Below are 17,358 nucleotides of genomic sequence, written 5' to 3'. Positions count from 1 at the left end.
GCGGGCGCCGCCGGCAAGGGCGGGCGCGGTGTGCCGTAATCGGTGAACAGCCCGGGTTCAGTGGGCGCCGGATCGACGGACGCAGGGGCGTAGCGACGTAGGGGCGTAGGGGCGTAGCGACGGTCAGGCCGTGGCGGACCAGACCTGGCGGGCGCCGATCCAGGTCTCGTCCACGCCGGTCGTGGCGAGCTGGGCGAGGTCGTCGGTCGCGTACGGGTCGGCGGCCGTGATGACGAAGTCGGCGAACGCCCCGGCGCGGAGGCTGCCCACCTCGTTCTCGCGGTGCAGCGCCCGCGCTCCGCCGAGTGTGTGCGCGCGGATGCCGTCCGCGACGGCGAGCCGCATCTCCGGGGTGCCGAGCCGGGTACCGAGCACGGTCTCCCGGCTCGCGGCGGCGGCGACCGCCTCGAACGGCCGGGGCGGCGCGACGGGCGCGTCCGAACTGAACGCGAACTCCGTGCCCGCGGACTGGAGCAGGCCCGCCGGGTTGTAGCGGTGGCCCATCTCGCCGATCGCGGTGAGCGTGCCGTCGCCGGTACGGAGGTGGTGCTGCGGCTGGAGCACACCGTGCACGCCCAGCTCCCGCATCCGGTCGATCTCGGCGTCGGTGGGCAGCCCGCAGTGCTCGACGCGGTGCCGGGCGTCCGCGCGGGGCGTGTCGGCGAGCGCCTTCTCGACGGCGTCCAGGACCATGCCGATGGCGTACGGGGACTGCGCGTGGGTCGCGGTCTGGAAGCCGGCCCGGTGGGCGCGCAGCACCAGGTCGGCGTACTCGGCGGGGTCGTGGTAGAGCTGCCCGTGGTTGCAGCAGTCGGCCGCGTACCCCTCGGGGAAGTACGCGGTCCAGCCGCCCAGCGTGCCGTCCGCGTAGAGCTTGACGCCCTGGATCCGCAGCTGGTCGTCGCCGAGTTCGCTGCCGAGACCGAGGTCGAGTGCGGTGTCGAGCAGCGCCGACGTCAGATAGACGGACGTGCGCATCCGCAGGTCGCCCGCATCACGGGCGCGCAGATACGTGGAGAGCTCGCGGCGGGATGCCTGGGCGTCGCCGATGGTGGTGACCCCGGCGGCGAGGAAGGTCTGCTGGGCGCGGAGCAGATGGCCGCGCATGACGTCGGCCGGGTCGTCGAGGTGGAAGTTCGGGCCGTGGTTGGTGATCTTCACACCGTCGGGGCCTGTCAGCAGATCGCAGGCGCCGTCCCACAGCTCGCCGTTGGGCTCGCCGGACGCCGTACGGCCGATGCGGCCGCCGAGCGGGTCGGGGGTGCCCGCGGTGATGCCGTACTTGCGCAGGGTGTAGGTGTTCACGACACCGCCGTGGCCGGAGGCGTTCATCACGTAGACCTCGCGGTCGGTGGCGACCCGGTCGAGGTCCTGGCAGGTGGGGTGGCGGCCCTCGGCCAGCCTGCGGTGCTCGTAGCCGAAGCCGCGCAGGGCGGCGTCCGGGCGGAGCCCTTCCGCGTGGCTGCGGAGCGCGGCGACCAGCCCGTCGATGTCCGCGACGGTCTCGGGCCGTACGTCGGCCCAGGCGAGGTTCTGTCCGTACATCACCGGGTGGCAGTGCGCGTCGACGAAACCGGGCATCAGCTGTCGCCCGCCCAGGTCCAGCCGCCCGTCCACACGGCCGTCCAGTGCGGCCAGGCACTCATCGGCCGTGCCCGCGTGCACGATGCGCTCACCGCGCACCGCGAGGGCCTCGGCGCGGCCCGCCGGGGTGAGGGTGTGGACGGTGCCGCCGGTGACGAGAAGGGTGCGGTCCGGGTGTGCTGCGGGCGTGCTGGCCATGTGGGTGCTCCGGTAGTACGGGGAGGGGCGTGCGGTCTCCCGGTGGGCGGGCGCTGTTGCCGGGGCCGGGCGCAGCCGTATGCGGTTCGGCAGACGGTGGGCGACCCAGCGCCGCGGGAAGCGAATCGACGCCCACGAGAGGCATGTGCGAGCGATCCGCTGATTGCGACAGTACGATGCAAGCGAAAGATTCGCCAGAGGGGTAGATGAAGAACTTTTCACTTGTGATGGAGGGCCTGTGCGAGCGAACCGCGTGCGACCGGGGAGAGACGTGAGGGAAACGAATGGCGGCAGACGAATGGCGGTAACGGAAGAAGGTGAAGAAGAAGGAGGCCGCGGTCAGGTCGTCGTGAGCGAGTCGTAGCGCTCCTTGACCAGCTCCAGATGGAGCCAGCTCTCCAGACCGTGTACGCCGTCCAGCGCGCGCAGTTTCTCCAGCGAGGCCAGCACATCGGCGAGCGTCTCGCCGCCCACCGTGCCGATGACGTCCGCGCGGCCCACACACTCCGCGGCGAACTGCACCTGCTCGGTGGCCAGCAGACCGCCCACCCCCGCAACGCCGTGCACATCACCGGAGCGGCGCAGCGAGAAGCCCGCGAGGTGGCCCATACCGAGGGTTCCCGGGCGGACCAGGGCCGCGACCCGGAAGACACCGGCGTCCAGCAGGCGCAGTGAGCGGGCCCGCGCGGCGGCGGCCGACATGGCGATCCGGTCGGCCAACTCGGCGTAGGACATGCGCCCGTCGGTCTGGAGCGCCCGCAGGATCGCGTGGTCCGTCTCGTCGAGGCTCACCACGTCGGGCGAAGTCACCGGCAGATAGGGGTCCTTGAGCACGCGCGTGTACGGGGTCGTGTCGACGCCCCGTACGCCGGGCAGCCGCGCGACGTCCGCCACCAGGGCGCTCAGCGCGTCGAAATCGGACGTCCGCAGCTCCGCGATGACCGGGCGCCGGCCTGCGGTCATCGTGACGAAGACCGCTTCGGAGAGCCCGGCCACGGTCCGCGCGACGGGTTCGGCGGGCCCGACGACGTCGATGGCCACATGCGCGCTGACTGTGCGCCCCAGCACCGCGGGGTGGATGACACCGACGATCCGCAGGACCCCGTCCTCGGTCAGCCGCAGCGCCCGTGCGCGGGCGGCGGCGCGGGAGAGGCCGACGCGTGCGGCGAGCGTCTCGTAGGACGTGCGGCCGTCCTCCTGGAGGAGGTGGACGAGCGCGAGGTCGGTGGAGTCGAGGTTCATCGGACAGCCAGTCTGCCACGCGCACCGGAACCGCCGCCCGCCGTCCGGGCCCGGCCCGTACCCGGCTGCACCCGGCCCGCGGTCCGATGCGTGCGCCCGCGCCCGGTCCCCACGCCACCGCCCGCGTTGGGCCCGCACCCGGCTCGCGGCGGCCATCACCGGATGACACCGGCGGGCACTTCCTGACGGGTCCGGCCGTTGTCTCTCCGTAAAGAGTGATCAAAATGGTCACGTGGTGAACGAGGAGACGGCTGATGGCCCTGTGGGACCGCTTGAAGGACTCTGCGAAGACGATGCAGACGCAGCTCGACGCGAAGAAGAACGACCTCAAGAGCGGCGGATTCCGGGATGCCAGCATGGCCATGTGCGCGCTGGTCGCCGCGGCCGACGGCTCGATCGACCCCGCGGAGCGCCAGCGCGTCGCCTCGCTGATCGCCACCAATGACGTCCTGACGAACTTCGCGCCGGACGATCTGCAGACGCGCTTCAACGACTACTGCCAGAAGCTCACCACCGACTTCGACTTCGGCAAGGTCAGCGTCCTGCAGACCATCGGCAAGGTCAGCAAGAAGCCCGCCGAGGCCCGCGCCGTCATCCAGATCGGCATCGTGATCGGCGGCGCCGACGGAGACTTCGACAAGTCCGAGCAGGCCGTGGTCCGCGAGGCGTGCTTCGCGCTGGGGATCGCCCCGACGGAGTTCGACCTGTAGAACCCATGCGTTGACACGTGTTGACATGTCTTGACGTGTGTTGACTGTTTTGAACGGTGTCAGCGCCTTGCCTCGCTCCGTGTTGACCACGGTGTGAGGCAAGGCGGCAACCGAACACGGGAGGCGTGGCCTCGGTCGCGCTCCGCACGGGAGCCGTGGCCTTCGCCCCTTCCAGCGCTGGGCGGCCGGTGCCGTCAACCGGTACGCCGTCGGCCGGTACGCCGTCCACCGGTCCGCCTCCGGCCGGTACGAGGAGCAGCGCACCAGGACCGGAGGCGTTCCCTCGTCGCGCACGGCATTCCCGAGCTTGCCTGCTGTGCTTGTCACGCACTCTCATTCCGCAGAGCCGGGCAGGATCCGTGGCACAGCAGACATCGCACAGCACACCCCAGTGGCACACCCGACGCTTCCTGGCCTCGACGCTAGGGGGTTCCGGGGCCCGCGCCCCATAGGAAGAACCCACGCACTCGGCACCTGGCGGGCGCACTCCTTCCGGCGCTTCGCACCATCGCGCATTGCGGTGCCCCACACGGCCGCCGGGCCGCCTCCGCTACGACACGATGTCCTTCCGGGCGAACCCCCTGAAGGCCAGCGCGAAGAGTACGAGCGCGTACGCCACCGACACGGCCGCCCCCTTGACCATGCCGCCCCATTCGAGCTGGGGCTGAAGGGCGTCCGCCCAGGCGAACTGCCAGTGCGCGGGCAGGAAGTCGCGCCAGGAGCCGAGCGCGGTGACCGCGTCCAGGACATTCCCGACGATCGTCAGACCGACCGCGCCGCCGACCGCCCCCAGCGGCGCATCGGTCCTGGTGGAGAGCCAGAACGCGAGTGCTGCCGTGACCAGTTGGGACACGAAGATGAACGCCACCACGAGCATGAGCCGCGGCACCGCGTCCCCCGCTGCGAGGGAGCCCCCGGTGGGCAGCTCCAGCGGCCCCCAGCCGTACGCGACCGTGCCCACCGCGAGCGCCACCACCGGCAGCACCACCATCGCCGCCAGGCTGAAGACCAGGGCCACCGTGAGCTTGCTCCACAGCAGCCGGGCGCGCGGCACGGGCGCGGCGAGCAGATAGCGCAGCGAGGACCAGCCGGCCTCCGATGCCACCGTGTCGCCGCAGAACAGCGCGACCGGCACCACCAGCAGGAAGCCCGCCGACACGAACAGGCAGGTCGCCGCGTAGTTCGCACCGGAGGCCGTCGCGGTGTCCAGCAGCGTCGGCCCGTTCCGGCCGCTGCCGCTGGGTGTACCGCCGACCGCGAACGCCGCGACCAGAATGAACGGCAGCGCGACGAGCACCGCGCCCATCGCCAGCGTGCGCCGGCGCCTGAACTGCCGTTTCGTCTCGACCAGCAGGGGCAGCGTGTGCCGTGCCCGGTATCCGGGCGCGGTGGCTGTCGCAGGGTCCGCAAGAGCAGAGTCCGGGAGAGCGGGGTCGGGGGCTGCGGGGTCCGGGACGACAGTCGTGCTCATACGGGTTGGCCTCCGATCAGGGTGAGGAACGCGTCCTCCAGGCGGCGGTGCGGCCCCACACCGGTCAACGGCAGGTCCAGGCGCAGCAGTTCGGAGACGAGCGCGGCCGGGGTGGCTCCGTCCAGCCGTACGAGCAGTCCGTCGTCGGTCCGTACGGCTGAGCCGATGCCGGGCAGTGCGGCCACCTTCCCGGCCAGCGCCTCGGTGATCTCATCGGCGGAGGTGACGAGGAGGGTGTCCCCGCTGCCGGTGATCTCGGCGACGGGTCCGGCCTGTACGAGCTGTCCGTGGTCCATGACGACCAGATGTGTGCAGGACTGCTCGACCTCCGCCAGCAGATGACTGGAGACGATCACGGTCCGGCCCTCGGCCGCGTACCGGATCATCACGTCCCGCATCTCGCGGATCTGCGGCGGGTCGAGTCCGTTCGTCGGCTCGTCCAGGATCAGCAGGTCGGGCAGGCCGAGCATGGCCTGAGCGATGGCGAGCCGCTGCCGCATTCCCTGCGAGTACGTACGGACCGCGCGGTCCAGCGCGTCGCCGAGACCGGCGATCTCCAGCGCCTCGGCGACGTGCGAGTCCTCGGTGGGGCGGCCGGTGGCCTGCCAGTACAGATCGAGGTTGGCCCGCCCGGAGAGATGCGGCAGGAACCCGGCCCCCTCGACGAACGCGCCGACCCGCGAGAGGACGGGCGCACCCGGCCGGATCGCGTGGCCGAACACCCGGATCTCGCCGCCGTCCGGCGTGATGAGCCCCATCAGCATGCGCAGGGTGGTGGTCTTGCCCGCGCCGTTGGGCCCGAGCAGGCCGAGCACCTGGCCCCTTCCCACGTCGAAGGACAGGTCGCGGACCGCGTACCGGTCGGCGGACCTGGCGTACTTCTTGGCCAGCCCGGTGATCCGCAGCGGCAGGTGCGCCAGCTCCGGGTCGGGTGCGGGGACGGACCTGGCCCGCCGTGGCACCAGCAGCACGGCCGCGATCAGCGCTCCCAGCGCCGGAAGTCCCCACACCCACCAGGGGAATCCGGCACTCGCGGTGCGCAGCGCCGGCACCGTGGGGACGGTCAGTGGTCCGGCCGCCGCGACGGTGTACGTGGCGGGGGACGCCGGGGACGCGTAACCGAGGTCGGTCGACGCGAGGACCAGCCGCAGCCGGTGTCCGGCCTCGACCTTGTGGTCGATGGCCGGCAGGGTCAGCTCGACCGTCCGGCCCTCCTGCGCCCCGGTGATCCGGACCGGGGTGACGAGCTGGTGGGGCAGCACCTGCTGCTTGCCGCCCGGCGGCACGTCGTACACCTTGGCGAAGAGCACCGCGTCCGGTGAGGACGACGTGACCCTGATCCTGGCCTGAGGTGCGCCGGTGACGGTGAGGGCGGTGGTCAGCGGTGCGGAGTCGAAGTGCGCGTACTGGCCGGGGAAGTCCAGCGAGAGCCCCACCCCGAGCCCCGAGAGCTGGGAGAGCGCGGCGACGCCCGGTACGGCGGAGATCGCGGGCGGCGCACCGCCCGCCGGGTTCTCCACGGTCTGCTCGCGGCCGGTGAGCGCGAGCGGGCGCCCGCCGCTCTCCAGGCCGGGGTAGTGGCCGCTGCTCGCATCCCTCAACTGGGCCGCGCCATCGGTCGAATCGACCCCGCCCGTCCGGGTGACGCGGAAGGCCGGTCCGGTGTCGGCGCCCTTGTCGCCCTTGAGATAGCGGTCGAACCAAGAGGCGATCCGCCCGTCGATCCGGCCGCTCTCCCGGTCGCCGCCGTCATGTCCGCCGGCGATCCAGTCGACCGAAACGGGTGCGCCGTTGGCCCTGATCCGCTTCGCCGCGGCATCGGCCTGGCCCAGCGGGAAGAGGGAGTCCGTCTGGCCCTGGACGATCAGCGAGGGCACCTTGATCCGGCCGCCCACCGCCGACGGGCTCCGCTCGTCGAGCATCCTGCGGGCGGCGGCGTCCGGCTTGCCGCTCTCGGCGACCCGGTCGTACATCGCGCAGAGCTGCTTCTCGAAACGGGCGCAGCCGCCGCCGGAGTTGATGAAGATCCCGGCCCAGAGCTTCTTGAACACCCCGTCGGGGAAGAGCGAGTCGGCCAGGTTCCAGTAGGTGATCTGCGGCGCGATGGCGTCGACGCGGTGGTCGTACCCGGCGGCGAGCAGCGAGATCGCACCGCCGTAGGAGGCGCCGGTGACACCGACGCGCGGGTCGCCCGGCTTGTCCAGCTGGACTTCGGGGCGGGTCGCCAGCCAGTCGATCAGCCGTGACACGTCCTTGACCTCGTGGCCGGGGTCGTTGAGCCCGATGTCACCGGTCGACTTCCCGAAGCCGCGTGCCGACCAGGTCAGCACCGCGTACCCGTCCCGCGCCAACTGCTGCGCCTGGGACTTCACATCGTCCTTGCTGCCGCCGAAGCCGTGCCCGAGCAGCACGGCGGGCCGCCGCCCGGAGCCGCCCGACGTGAAGTACGACGTGTCGATACGCACCCCGTCCACCGCCATCAGCCGGTCGGAGCGGTGCACGGGCGCAGGCCCGTCGGCGGCGACGGCCGTCCACGTACCGGCCCCGGCAAGGAGGACGAGCACGGCGACCGCACCGGCGAGCACCCGGCCGCGGGGTTTGCGTAGCTTCATGTCTAAACCCTAGGCGCCTGCCCGGACAGTGCGAGAGGGCCACGGGGTGGAACTGCCCGGTGTACTGGCGGAGTAGCCAGCCCGGCCGGCGTACCGCGGCGGGAGTAGTCTCCGGGCGCCGCCGGGCCCGTCGACGGGCACCGCCCAACAGCCCTCGTCGGAGCCTTTGCCCATGCGCCGGAAGCCGGCTTCTCGGCCGGGTCAGGGCGTCCGGCCAAGCGTCCGACGTCGGCCGGTAAAAGGCATCTCCACCCTCCCTGTCCAGAAGGGCGAAGCTGATGAGCGCTGGAGAGCCCTCGTAGGATCAGGACGGGCTCAGATCGTCTCACCCGTCAGTTCGGTTCAGGAGGTATCGGTGGGATTCGGCAGGGACAAGAAAGTCGCGGAACCTCCGGTGGAGCCAGTTGCCTGGGCGGATGTCCACGAGTTCGTTCTGGGGTCCGTCGAACGGCCCAAGACAGCGAAACGCACCCGTTCCGGGTTCGGCCCTCGCGCCATACGCGTACCGCAGGGCGACAAGGACATGCAAGTCCTTGCTCCTTGCGCCTACGTGGCGACCGCGGAGAAGCACTCACTCCCTTCCGAACCCGCTCTGACTCTGTACAAGGACTTCGAGCAGCAACACCTGCTCTGCTACCTCGACGCCCCGCAGGACGTGAAGGGCGAAAGGCATCACGTAGTGCGTGACACGCGGGGTCATGTCATTGGAACCCTGCGGCGGGTGCCCCCCAAGCGTCCGTTCAAGCACACCTGGCGGATTGATCAGCCAGACCGTCCGGAGATCGTCGGGCGCAACAAGATGGCGAGTGGCAGCGCCAAGGAAGTGGCAGGCCGGGCAGCAGGCAGGTTTGTTACGGGCGTCTTCGACGACATGCTCAATCCGGGCCAAGGCGATCAGCCTGGGAGCAGATACAGGCCACTTGAGTGGCGCTGCGGAGACGAGGTCGTCATCACGTCCCTCGGCAGCACGAAGATTAATATCTACGCGGATTGGATCGATCGCCGCCTGGCTTTCGCATTCGCACTCATCGGCGACAAATAGCCTGCCGTGTAACCCGATTCCTTCAACCGACGCAACCTGAGCCTTGCGCACTCTTGAGGTGTCGCTCAGCTGGTCCATGTCCGGCGAACTGAACTCCCGAGGAAATCCGCCCACATGAGGATGGCCAATCCCGATGACCTGGAACAGCTCGCCAAGCTCTTGGATGGCAAAGGTGGCGTACAGGATAAATTGGATGAGGCGTTCACCAGAGCCTCTCGACTCGGTGTCTCCAGCCATCTGACGTCACTCAAAACGCTTCGCTCCTGGGCCCATGACACCGGTCCGGATCTCCGCAAGCGCGCTTCGATCGCCAGGCTGGAGAGTGGCGACCCAGAGGCCGGAATACGATGGGCCGGATTCTCACCAAAGGAACTCAAAAAATACCTCAAAGAGCATAAAGGCGAAGGGCTGACACCGGACGAAATCCTGCTTGCCAACTCCGTCGCGGTCAGCACGGATCCCAAGGCATCCGTCTTCAAGAGGGACTCCAACGAGTCACTGAGCCACTGGATCAGCCGAATCAAGGCCCACGCGCTGGAACAGATCCCCGGGCTCAAGCCACATGCGGCGACCATCGTCAGCATCATGGATCTGTACGGCGACTGGAAGTCGGTCGGCGGCACAACGGCGACCGTGACGATGCAAGGAACGGCACTGACCAAGGTCCTGGTCGGCAACTCCCTCAAAGCGGGCGTCCTTGCACCCTGGAAGAACCGGATCGGCACCGCACTCGGAAGCTCCAGCAACGGCCTGCTCAGGCGGTCGGGCAACAAGATCGTCGCCTACTCGCCGAAGATCCGCTCACTCGGAGCGCCAGGAAGCTGGTTTCCGAGCAAGCTCAGCCAGTGGGCGCAGAAAATACCGGGAACACGAGGAACCATCGGGGACTGGACAGGCGATGCTTACGACGCCGTGCGCCGCTTCTCCTTTATGAAGGCACCCCTCTGGAACGGTGTCTCCGCCAACAGAGCTATCAACTTCCTGGTGGGTTCGGACTCGCTGGCTGCCCGATACGGCACCGCACCCTCCGGTCAGGCAGTGTCACGAGCGGGCAATGCCAACCTGCTGAGGGTCACAGGCAACGTCTACTCGAAGGCGCGTGGCCTCAACTTCAGCCGTACCGCATCTCTGACGAAGGGGCTGGCAGGTGCCGGGAAAGTCGCCGGCGCCTTGCGAGGCGTCGGCATCGTCGGCAGCGTGGCCGCCACCGGCTTCAGCACCGCGAATGTCATCGTCCAGGGAAACCCGGTCGCAGCCTTCAAGAGGGAGGGGGCCGGTTACGTCGCCGATGTCGCCGACGCGGGCTTCAACGCCTCGATGACTGCTGCCATGATCGCGCCCAACCCGGTCACTATCGGCCTCGCCGTCGGCTTCGGGGTCGTCTACGGTGGCGCGAAGATCGTCCAGCACTGGGGCGACATCAAGAAGGGCGCCGGGAAGGCCGCCGGCTGGGTGGGCGACAAGGCATCCAAGATCGGCGGCGGCATCGCTGACGGCGCCAAGAGCCTGGCCAAGCACGCCAACCCTGCGAACTGGTTCTGAGACAGGCCGGACAACGGAAGGCCGCGTCGGGAGGGGGCACCTCTCACCGCATCCGTGCCGCCCCGCCGCCCGGGAGCAGGAACGCCGGTGCGCCCGTGGTGAGCGGTGCGGTGGCGCGGCACCAGTCGAGCACCCGGTCCGCCGACATGCCGGGCACCAGTGCGGTCAGTTCGGCGATCCGGCGCCGCAGCCCGCTCTCGTCCGTCACCCCGTCGATGACCCAGTCGGCCGCGTCGAAGTCCGGGTCGCCGAAGGTCGGGCGGGGGTCGATGGCGACGAGCCGGTGCCCCGGGCCGACCAGCACGTTCCCCGGGTGCAGATCGCCGTGCACCAGCCCGTCGGCCGGGCCGGTCCGCGCGAGACCGAGCGCGGCGGCGCGTCCGCGTGCCAGCACTTCCGGGCTGTGGGCACCGCGGCGGGCGGCCATGTCGTACATGAACGTGATCCGTTCGCTGAGCGGCGGGAGCCGCGGTGTGCGGGGACGCGGGGCCGTACGCAGGTCCATCAGGAGCCGGGCGATGTCCGCGGTCCGCCGGCCGCTCTCCCGTACGCGGGTGCCCGGTTCGACCCCGGCCAGCAGCAGCGCCCCGGCGCCGGGATCGCTGTCGAGCAGCTGCACGACGGACGGGGTGTCGGACCAGGCGCTCAGCGCCTCGGCCTCCTGCGTGGCGACGACCGGATCGGGCGTCAGCTTCAGCCACACGGTGGCGGTGGCCCCCTCGTGCTCCCCCTTGCGCAGGCAGCGGTACACCCGGGAGGTGCCACCGCCGCCGGCCTCGCCGACGTCGAGACCCCACCGGCGGGCGAGGCCGTCCACGAGCGTGGGGAGCGCGTCGTACCAGGGGCCGGCCATGGGGCCGAAGCGCGCGATCAGGCGGGCCCGGTTGCCGGGGTGCTGCTCCGGTCCCGCTACTGCCGGATCCACTGCCGCCGCCATGCTGCTCCCCCGCTCTCCGTGATCCGTAGCCCGCGGTCTTTCGCGCCAACGTACCTGGCGGGAGCGGACGCCCACCTCCCGATTTCCTGCGGTCTAAACTCCTCTGGTTACAAGCGAATACAAGGGTGGGGGACATGAACATGAGCACGAAGACGAGCACCAGGATGAGCAGAGCCGCGCTGTGCGCCGCGGCGGTCGCGACGGTCGTGGGGATGACCGGCTGCTCCGCCCACACAGCGAAGAAGACGGCCGAGGGGGCGGCGAAGGTGGCCGTTCAGCCGCTGGCCGCTCTCCAGCGGGCGACGGACAGCACAAAGAAGTACGGCTCGGCCGATGTGGACATGGCCACGTCGGTGGCGGGCGCCGCGCCGACCAGGATGGCGGGCACGTACTCCTGGGGGAACGGCCTCTCCTTCGACGTCAGCATGGACGCGAAGGCCGCCGGGATGACGAAGCTGGTCTCCCGCCAGAACGTGAACATGCTGCTGGTGAACGGCGCGTACTACTACAACGTCGACCCGCAGCCGAGCGGCCCGCTCAAGGGCAAGCACTGGATGAAGGTCGACGCGTCGGCCGTGCTCGGCGAGCAGGCTTCATCGGCGATGAACAACAGCAGCGCCGACCCGACGCAGGGGCTGCAGTCCCTGAAGTACGCCAGGAACGCCAAGGAGATCGGCAAGGAGACCGTGCTCGGCAGGGAGGCGACCCACTACCACGCCACCGTGTCGAAGGACGATCTCGGAGCGGCCGGATCCGCGCTCGGGTCCAAGGACAAGAAGCAGCTGCTGCAGCAGTTCACCGGCACCGTGGACGCGATCACCTTCGACGTCTGGGTCGACAGCAATGACATGCCGGTCCGGATGAAGGAGGACATCGGCGCCATGAACGTGTCGATCGACTTCAAGAAGTTCGGTCCCGCGAAGGCCTTGCGGGCGCCGGCAGCCGCGGACACCGCCGACCTCACGGACGCGATCAAGCGGCAGACGGGACAGACCGGGCAGACCGGGCAGACGGCCGGCTGATCCTCCACGCGCGGTGTGCGCCCGCCCTGCCCTGTCCGTTACGCACAGGGCAGGGCAGGGCGGGCGGGGTGCACACCGTTGTTCAGGGGCTCAGCCCTCCGTACGTGCCCTCCGGCGGCGCAGCACGAAGGCCGCGCCGCCCGCTGCCACCAGCACCGCCGCGATCCCGGCCGGCACAGCGGCCGACGACGGGGCGCTCGCCGCGACGTCACTGGACGCCAGGTCGGACCGGGCAGCGGATCCGGCCGTCTTCGCGGCCACCGCGCCGTGCGGGTGCGACGGCTGCGCGGGGATGTGCCGTACGGACTGCACCGTTCCGTCCGCGTTGAGCAGCACCTGCTTGTTGTTCGGGTGCCTGAAGTCGAAGGCCGACGTCAGGGAACCCGCGCGGGCGTCGAAGGAGGCATCACCGATGCGGCCGGTGTGCCAGTTGTCCTCGATGAACCTGGTGATCGACGCCTGCTCGGTGCGGGTGTGGTCGACCGAATTGACCTTGCTGTACGGGGAGATGACAAGCAGCGGCTGCCGGGTGCCGGGGCCGCAGCGGTCGGCGTAGCCGCCCGCCGACCGGGGACCGGCCTGGCAGGCCGGGCTGTCGGTGGCCTTGCCGTTGGAACCGGTCGTGGTGTCCTTCGAGCCGTTCTGGGGCTTCGCGTACGCGTGGTCGTACCAGCCGTCCGAGTCGTCGTAGGCGACGACGACCGCGGTGTCCTTCCACTCCGGGGACTTCTGGAGCTTGTTGATCTGCCCGACGAGGAAGTGCTGCTCGTCGGTCGGGTCCGAGTACCCGGCGTGGCCGTCCTGGAACTCCGACGCCTTCAGGAAGCTCACCGCGGGCAGCTGGTCCGCCTTCAGGGCCGCGTCGAAGTCGGTCAGGTCGTAGTTGTGGTTCGCCTGCCCGCTGTGCCCGATCTCGCTGACGTTCTTCGGGGCCAGGTGGTGCGGGTTGGACGTCGAGCTGTAGTACTGGAAGGGCGAGTGGTGCGGGCTGTAGTCGACGGACGCGGCACCGCCCACGTTGGCGTGGGTGTTCCCCGCGCACTTCGCGTAGTCGCCCTGCTTGCCGCTCCAGGCGGTGCTGGGCCGGAAGCCGCCCTGGAACCAGCCCCAGCTGACGTTCTTCTTGTTCAGCAGGTCACCGATGTTGCTGCCGTGCATCGCGGCGAGCGCGTTCTTGCTGGTGTGGTCACTGTTCGAGCAGTCGTCGTACGCCGGGTCGGGGTCGTTGGTGACCGTGCCGACGCCCTTGGCGTCCGGTGAGACGACCGTGTACGCGTCGGGCTTCGGCGTCTGCTTCGGGTGCTCCGTGCCGGACGCCGGGTCGACGGAGGTCACACCGTGCGTCTGGCCGGAGATCAGGTTGAGCGCACCGGGCGTGGAGGGGCCGTAGTTGGAGCTGTACGCGTTGTCGCCGAGCGAGTAGTGCTGGGCGTAGTTCCACAGTCCGGTGACCGTGTTGCCGTCGTAGTAGTCCATGACCAGGCCGGGCTCGCCGAAGAGGTTGCCCGAGCACTTGCCGGAGTCGGTGTTCTGGACGTACTGGTCGGCCTTGCCGCCGTTGGCCGCGTACTGCTCGGGCCCGTAGTTGTGGTTCTGGTCGCAGGTCAGCGCCTGCGACGAGGAGAGCCTGCGGGGCGTGTACTGGTTCGGGTTGTTCTTCAGCAACCCGGCGTTGCTCAGGGTGTTGATGTTCTTCGGGGTGCGCGGGTCCGCCGTGAACTTCGTACCGTCGGTGTTGGCTGCCTTCGGGTACGTACCGAAGTAGTGGTCGAAGGAGACGTTCTCCTGGAAGATCACCACCAGGTGCTTGACCGGGGTGGCGGTCGCGTGACTGCCGCCGTGCTGACCGTGGCCGGTCCCGTGCGTGCTCGCGAACGCGGGGGCCGAGCCCCCGAGGACGGTGAGCGCCGCAGCTCCGGCGAAGGCGCCCCACCGTATCGCCCGGCGTCCGGGCCCCGCCGTTCTCCCTGTGCTGACCATGCTCTCCGTGCCTCCGCTGTTGGCTGTCGGCTTATCGCTCACGCGGAGGATGGTGCTCGGGCGCCACGACCGGGTGGCTGCGCGTCCGTGTCGCCAGGGTGAACAGCCAGTCACGAAGTCCGGGGGAAGACTTGACCGTTCCTTGGGGCAGGGCATGACGGGGAACGCTGGGCACCCCCGGCCCCCGGGTGCCGGGCGGTTTCAGGAGAGCAGCGCCCGGCCGAACCAGTCCGTACGGTCGCGTACGCCGGGCAGGGCGAAGAAGTAGCCCCCGCCGAACGGCTTGACGTAGTCCACCAGTGGCTCGCCGGCCAGCCGCTTCTGTACGGTCTCGAACTGCCGGGCCAGATCCTGCTGGTAGCAGCAGAACAGCAGCCCCATGTCGAGGTTGCCGTTGGAGTCCATGCCCCGGTCGTAGTTGTACGCCCGGCGCAGCAGCCGCTGCCCCTCGGTCTTCGGTGTCCGCGGATTGGCCATCCGGATATGGCTGTCCAGCGGGATCACATCGCCCTTGGGGTCCTGCGCGTACCGAGGGGAGTCGAACTCGTGGTTCCCGTCGAGCGGGGCGCCGGTGTCGCGGCCCCTGCCGAACATCCGCTCCTGCTCGGTCAGCGAGACCCGGTCCCAGAACTCCACCAGCATCCGGATCAGCCGCACCACCTGATAGCTGCCCCCGGCCGTCCAGTCGGGCTCGGCACCGGCGCCCACCCAGACCAGCCGGTCCATCGCTTCGGCGTCGTGTGCGTCGGGGTTGGCCGTACCGTCCTTGAATCCCAGCAGGTTACGGGGTGTTCCGCTGGGCCGGGCCGGGCTGCTGAAGCCGTCCATCCGCCAGCGCACCTGCATCGCGCCCCGGGTGTGCCGGGCGATGTCCCGCAGCGCGTGCAGCACCACATCGGGGCTTTCGGCGCTGAGCTGCACGCTGAGATCGCCGTGGCACTGGGCCTGGTCGAGGTCGTCGTCGGGGAAGGACGGCATGACAGTGAGCCGCAGCGGCTTGCGGCTGTGGAGCCCGAAGCGGCCGTCAAAGAGGGACGCGCCGACACCGGCCGTGACGGTCAGGCCGCCTGGGGGGACCTGCGGTCCGAGCACGCCGGAGTCGCTGGGCGGGGCGGTGATGCCGAGCGGGGGCGGGGTGCCTCCCGTGGTCAGGAACCGGGCCCGTGCGGTGAGGGTGCGCAGCAGTTCGGTGAGTTCCCTGCGGCCGTCGGCGGTGACGTCGAAGGACGCGAACACGGTGGCGCGCTGCGGCGCCCCGAGGATTCCCGTCTGGTGGGCGCCGTGGAAGTCCGTACGGGATGCGGCCGGTGCGGCCGTGGTGCCGGACAGCGCAGCGGGCCGGTCGGCGCCCACCAGGGCGGCCCCCGCTGCCACGGACCCCACGCCGAGCGCCGCACTCCGCAGGAATCCGCGCCTGCGCACGTTGTTCCCGCCGGTCCCGCCGGTCCCGCTCATACCGCTCCTCCTGCTGTTCCCGTGCCGTGCCGCGAGCTCCCGGCCGGCGGACGGCCGTGCCGCATACCGCAGTCCCGCATGTTTGCGTCCCGCACGCCGTCCCGCAAGACACTGCCCATGCGGCTGTTCATGCCGTCCTCATCCACGTACTCAGGTCCACGTAGTCAGGTCCACGTACTCAGGTCCACGTACTCAGGTCCATGTACTCAGGCCGCTCTGCGCAGGTCGCAGAGGGCTGCCACCGAGGACAGCAGCTCCGTCGTCCCGCTGACGTCGGCGTCGAGCCGCTCCCGGTCGGCGGTCTTCAGCCGGTCCACCGGGGTCCACCTGCCGCCATGGCCGAATCCGTCCAGCGTGCGCTGTGTGCGGTCGAGCCAGGAGTCCAGGAGCGGCAGCTCCGGATCGCGCGAGGTGAGCAACGGCCGGAGCACGGCGAGGAGTTCACGGGTGCCGTCGAGGTTGGCGCGGGCGGTGGCCAGACTGGTGCCGCTGCCCTGGTCGGTGCGTCCGGTCAGCTCGAACTGGACGGTGTTCTCCAGAACTTCATGGGCACGCAGCCCCAGGTCCGCCGGGTCCATGCGCTGCTGCGGCCAGCCGTCGCGCAAGGCGCGTACCGCCGCGTCGAGCCGGTCGGCGGGGCCGCGCAGCGAGGCGGCCGGCTCGCCGTGCCACAGCCCGTACTCGACGCGGTGGAAACCCTGGAAGTGCGGGTCGTGGGGGCCGCCGGGCAGTCCCGCGCCGGTGCCGTTGATGGCGGCGTCCGCGTCGCCGAAGGTGCCGTAGGCCGCGCCCATCCGCTCGTACACCAGGTGCGCGGGCAGCCATGCCGCACGGGCCGCGGCCAGGTCGCCGCTGTCGACGGCCTTCCTGAGTACGCCGGTCTTCCGGGCGAGTTCGGCGGCCCTGGTGCCGATCCACTTCTGGTAGGCGAGGGTCGGCGGGACCAGATCGTGCTCGGTCACCGGCACCGCGTGCGGGCCGCTCCCCCGCGCGCCGCCCGCGATGTGCACGGTCGGACCGCGCACCGCGTCCGCGTCGTCGGGCAGACAGGTGAAGGCGTACGAACCGCCGCCGAGCGCCACCCGCATCGCGCGGGTCGTACCGGGCGCGAGCCCCTCGGTCTCCGCGTAGACGGCGCCGGTGCGCGGGTCGGTGAGGTCCACCTCGGCCGGGCCGTTGGAGGTGTTGGTCAGGTCGAAGACCTGGGTCCCCGGGTGCGGCCGGGTCCAGCCGCGGCCGCAGGAGCCGGGCGAGACCTCGACGGCGGTGTGGCGCAGCCCGTCGGAGGCAGTGGCCGCCGGATGTCCGGCCGCCGCGCCGGGCCCGTCGGCGGTCAGGAGCGCGCCGAGGGTGACCGCGGCGGCCGTGGCGATGACGGCCACCGCCACCCATATACGGCGGCCGACGGCGGGCCCCTCACCGGAGCCGGAGGTGGAGCCGGATCCAGAGGCGGAGGCGGAGCCGGGACCGGGGCCGGCGGCGCGAGTGGGCACAGGGTGGCTCCGTTCGTACGGCAGGCGAGCGGGGGCGGTCGGACGCCGTTCATGCTAGGCATCCGTGCCG

At 70.5% G+C, this 17,358-nt stretch carries 12 protein-coding genes; 4 read left to right on the top strand and 8 right to left on the bottom strand.

Annotated elements, in window-relative coordinates; translation table 11 throughout:
- Positions 1-123: 123 nt before the first annotated feature.
- Together OG210_RS21230 and OG210_RS21225 are read right to left on the bottom strand one after the other, a co-directional pair.
- Positions 124-1,782, bottom strand: a complete 1,659-nt coding sequence (locus tag OG210_RS21230) for an amidohydrolase family protein (RefSeq protein ID WP_328326638.1) — start codon at positions 1,780-1,782, stop codon at positions 124-126.
- 339 nt (positions 1,783-2,121) lie between these two features.
- A complete protein-coding gene (locus OG210_RS21225; protein WP_328326641.1) occupies positions 2,122-3,024 on the bottom strand; it encodes an Lrp/AsnC family transcriptional regulator in 903 nt (300 codons plus the stop codon).
- Between the two features lie 254 nt (positions 3,025-3,278).
- On the opposite strand from OG210_RS21225, the gene OG210_RS21220 reads away from it, so the two are divergent.
- Positions 3,279-3,734, top strand: coding sequence for a tellurite resistance TerB family protein (locus tag OG210_RS21220; protein ID WP_371538274.1), 456 nt, complete (start codon positions 3,279-3,281; stop codon positions 3,732-3,734).
- 550 nt (positions 3,735-4,284) lie between these two features.
- Here the strand turns inward: OG210_RS21220 and OG210_RS21215 are convergent.
- Together OG210_RS21215 and OG210_RS21210 are read right to left on the bottom strand one after the other, a co-directional pair.
- Positions 4,285-5,205: an ABC transporter permease subunit gene (locus tag OG210_RS21215; RefSeq protein ID WP_328326645.1), complete on the bottom strand. Its 921-nt coding sequence runs from the start codon at positions 5,203-5,205 to the stop codon at positions 4,285-4,287.
- Positions 5,202-7,817: an alpha/beta fold hydrolase gene (locus OG210_RS21210; protein ID WP_371538271.1), complete on the bottom strand. Its 2,616-nt coding sequence runs from the start codon at positions 7,815-7,817 to the stop codon at positions 5,202-5,204. Before OG210_RS21210 ends, OG210_RS21215 begins: the two co-directional genes overlap by 4 nt.
- Positions 7,818-8,172: 355 nt before the next feature.
- Between OG210_RS21210 and OG210_RS21205 the strand changes: the two genes are divergently transcribed.
- Both OG210_RS21205 and OG210_RS21200 read left to right on the top strand, forming a co-directional pair.
- Positions 8,173-8,859, top strand: coding sequence for a hypothetical protein (locus OG210_RS21205; protein WP_371538268.1), 687 nt, complete (start codon positions 8,173-8,175; stop codon positions 8,857-8,859).
- Positions 8,860-8,973: 114 nt separating this feature from the next.
- Positions 8,974-10,401, top strand: a complete 1,428-nt coding sequence (locus OG210_RS21200) for a PE-PGRS family protein (protein WP_371538265.1) — start codon at positions 8,974-8,976, stop codon at positions 10,399-10,401.
- Between the two features lie 43 nt (positions 10,402-10,444).
- Here the strand turns inward: OG210_RS21200 and OG210_RS21195 are convergent, their stop codons facing one another.
- Positions 10,445-11,338 (bottom strand): aminoglycoside phosphotransferase family protein, encoded by an 894-nt coding sequence (locus tag OG210_RS21195; protein WP_328326649.1) that lies wholly within the window; start codon positions 11,336-11,338, stop codon positions 10,445-10,447.
- Positions 11,339-11,478: 140 nt separating this feature from the next.
- Between OG210_RS21195 and OG210_RS21190 the strand changes: the two genes are divergently transcribed.
- Positions 11,479-12,360 (top strand): hypothetical protein, encoded by an 882-nt coding sequence (locus tag OG210_RS21190; protein ID WP_328326651.1) that lies wholly within the window; start codon positions 11,479-11,481, stop codon positions 12,358-12,360.
- 90 nt (positions 12,361-12,450) lie between these two features.
- Here the strand turns inward: OG210_RS21190 and OG210_RS21185 are convergent, their stop codons facing one another.
- The 3 genes from OG210_RS21185 to OG210_RS21175 form a co-directional block, all read right to left on the bottom strand.
- A complete protein-coding gene (locus OG210_RS21185) occupies positions 12,451-14,340 on the bottom strand; it encodes a phospholipase C (protein ID WP_371540417.1) in 1,890 nt (629 codons plus the stop codon).
- Positions 14,341-14,541: 201 nt separating this feature from the next.
- A complete protein-coding gene (gene efeB, locus OG210_RS21180) occupies positions 14,542-15,795 on the bottom strand; it encodes an iron uptake transporter deferrochelatase/peroxidase subunit (protein ID WP_371538262.1) in 1,254 nt (417 codons plus the stop codon).
- A 206-nt stretch (positions 15,796-16,001) separates the two neighbouring features.
- Entirely contained in the window at positions 16,002-17,177 is a 1,176-nt protein-coding gene (locus OG210_RS21175; RefSeq protein ID WP_328326655.1) for an EfeM/EfeO family lipoprotein, read from the bottom strand.
- Between the last annotated feature and the right edge of the window lie 181 nt (positions 17,178-17,358).

The organism is Streptomyces sp. NBC_00466 (assembly GCF_041433995.1).
Lineage (GTDB): Bacteria > Actinomycetota > Actinomycetes > Streptomycetales > Streptomycetaceae > Streptomyces.
This window is presented reverse-complemented; position numbering and strand designations above follow the sequence as displayed.

Excerpts from the sequence above, each read along its gene's own strand:
- OG210_RS21230 (WP_328326638.1), bottom strand. The coding sequence starts at position 1,782 with ATGGCCAGCACGCCCGCAGCACACCCGGACCGCACCCTTCTCGTCACC.
- OG210_RS21225 (WP_328326641.1), bottom strand. The coding sequence starts at position 3,024 with ATGAACCTCGACTCCACCGACCTCGCGCTCGTCCACCTCCTCCAGGAG.
- OG210_RS21220 (WP_371538274.1), top strand. The coding sequence starts at position 3,279 with ATGGCCCTGTGGGACCGCTTGAAGGACTCTGCGAAGACGATGCAGACG.
- OG210_RS21215 (WP_328326645.1), bottom strand. The coding sequence starts at position 5,205 with ATGAGCACGACTGTCGTCCCGGACCCCGCAGCCCCCGACCCCGCTCTC.
- OG210_RS21210 (WP_371538271.1), bottom strand. The coding sequence starts at position 7,817 with ATGAAGCTACGCAAACCCCGCGGCCGGGTGCTCGCCGGTGCGGTCGCC.
- OG210_RS21200 (WP_371538265.1), top strand. The coding sequence starts at position 8,974 with ATGAGGATGGCCAATCCCGATGACCTGGAACAGCTCGCCAAGCTCTTG.
- OG210_RS21195 (WP_328326649.1), bottom strand. The coding sequence starts at position 11,338 with ATGGCGGCGGCAGTGGATCCGGCAGTAGCGGGACCGGAGCAGCACCCC.
- OG210_RS21190 (WP_328326651.1), top strand. The coding sequence starts at position 11,479 with ATGAGCACGAAGACGAGCACCAGGATGAGCAGAGCCGCGCTGTGCGCC.
- OG210_RS21185 (WP_371540417.1), bottom strand. The coding sequence starts at position 14,340 with ATGGTCAGCACAGGGAGAACGGCGGGGCCCGGACGCCGGGCGATACGG.
- efeB (WP_371538262.1), bottom strand. The coding sequence starts at position 15,795 with ATGAGCGGGACCGGCGGGACCGGCGGGAACAACGTGCGCAGGCGCGGA.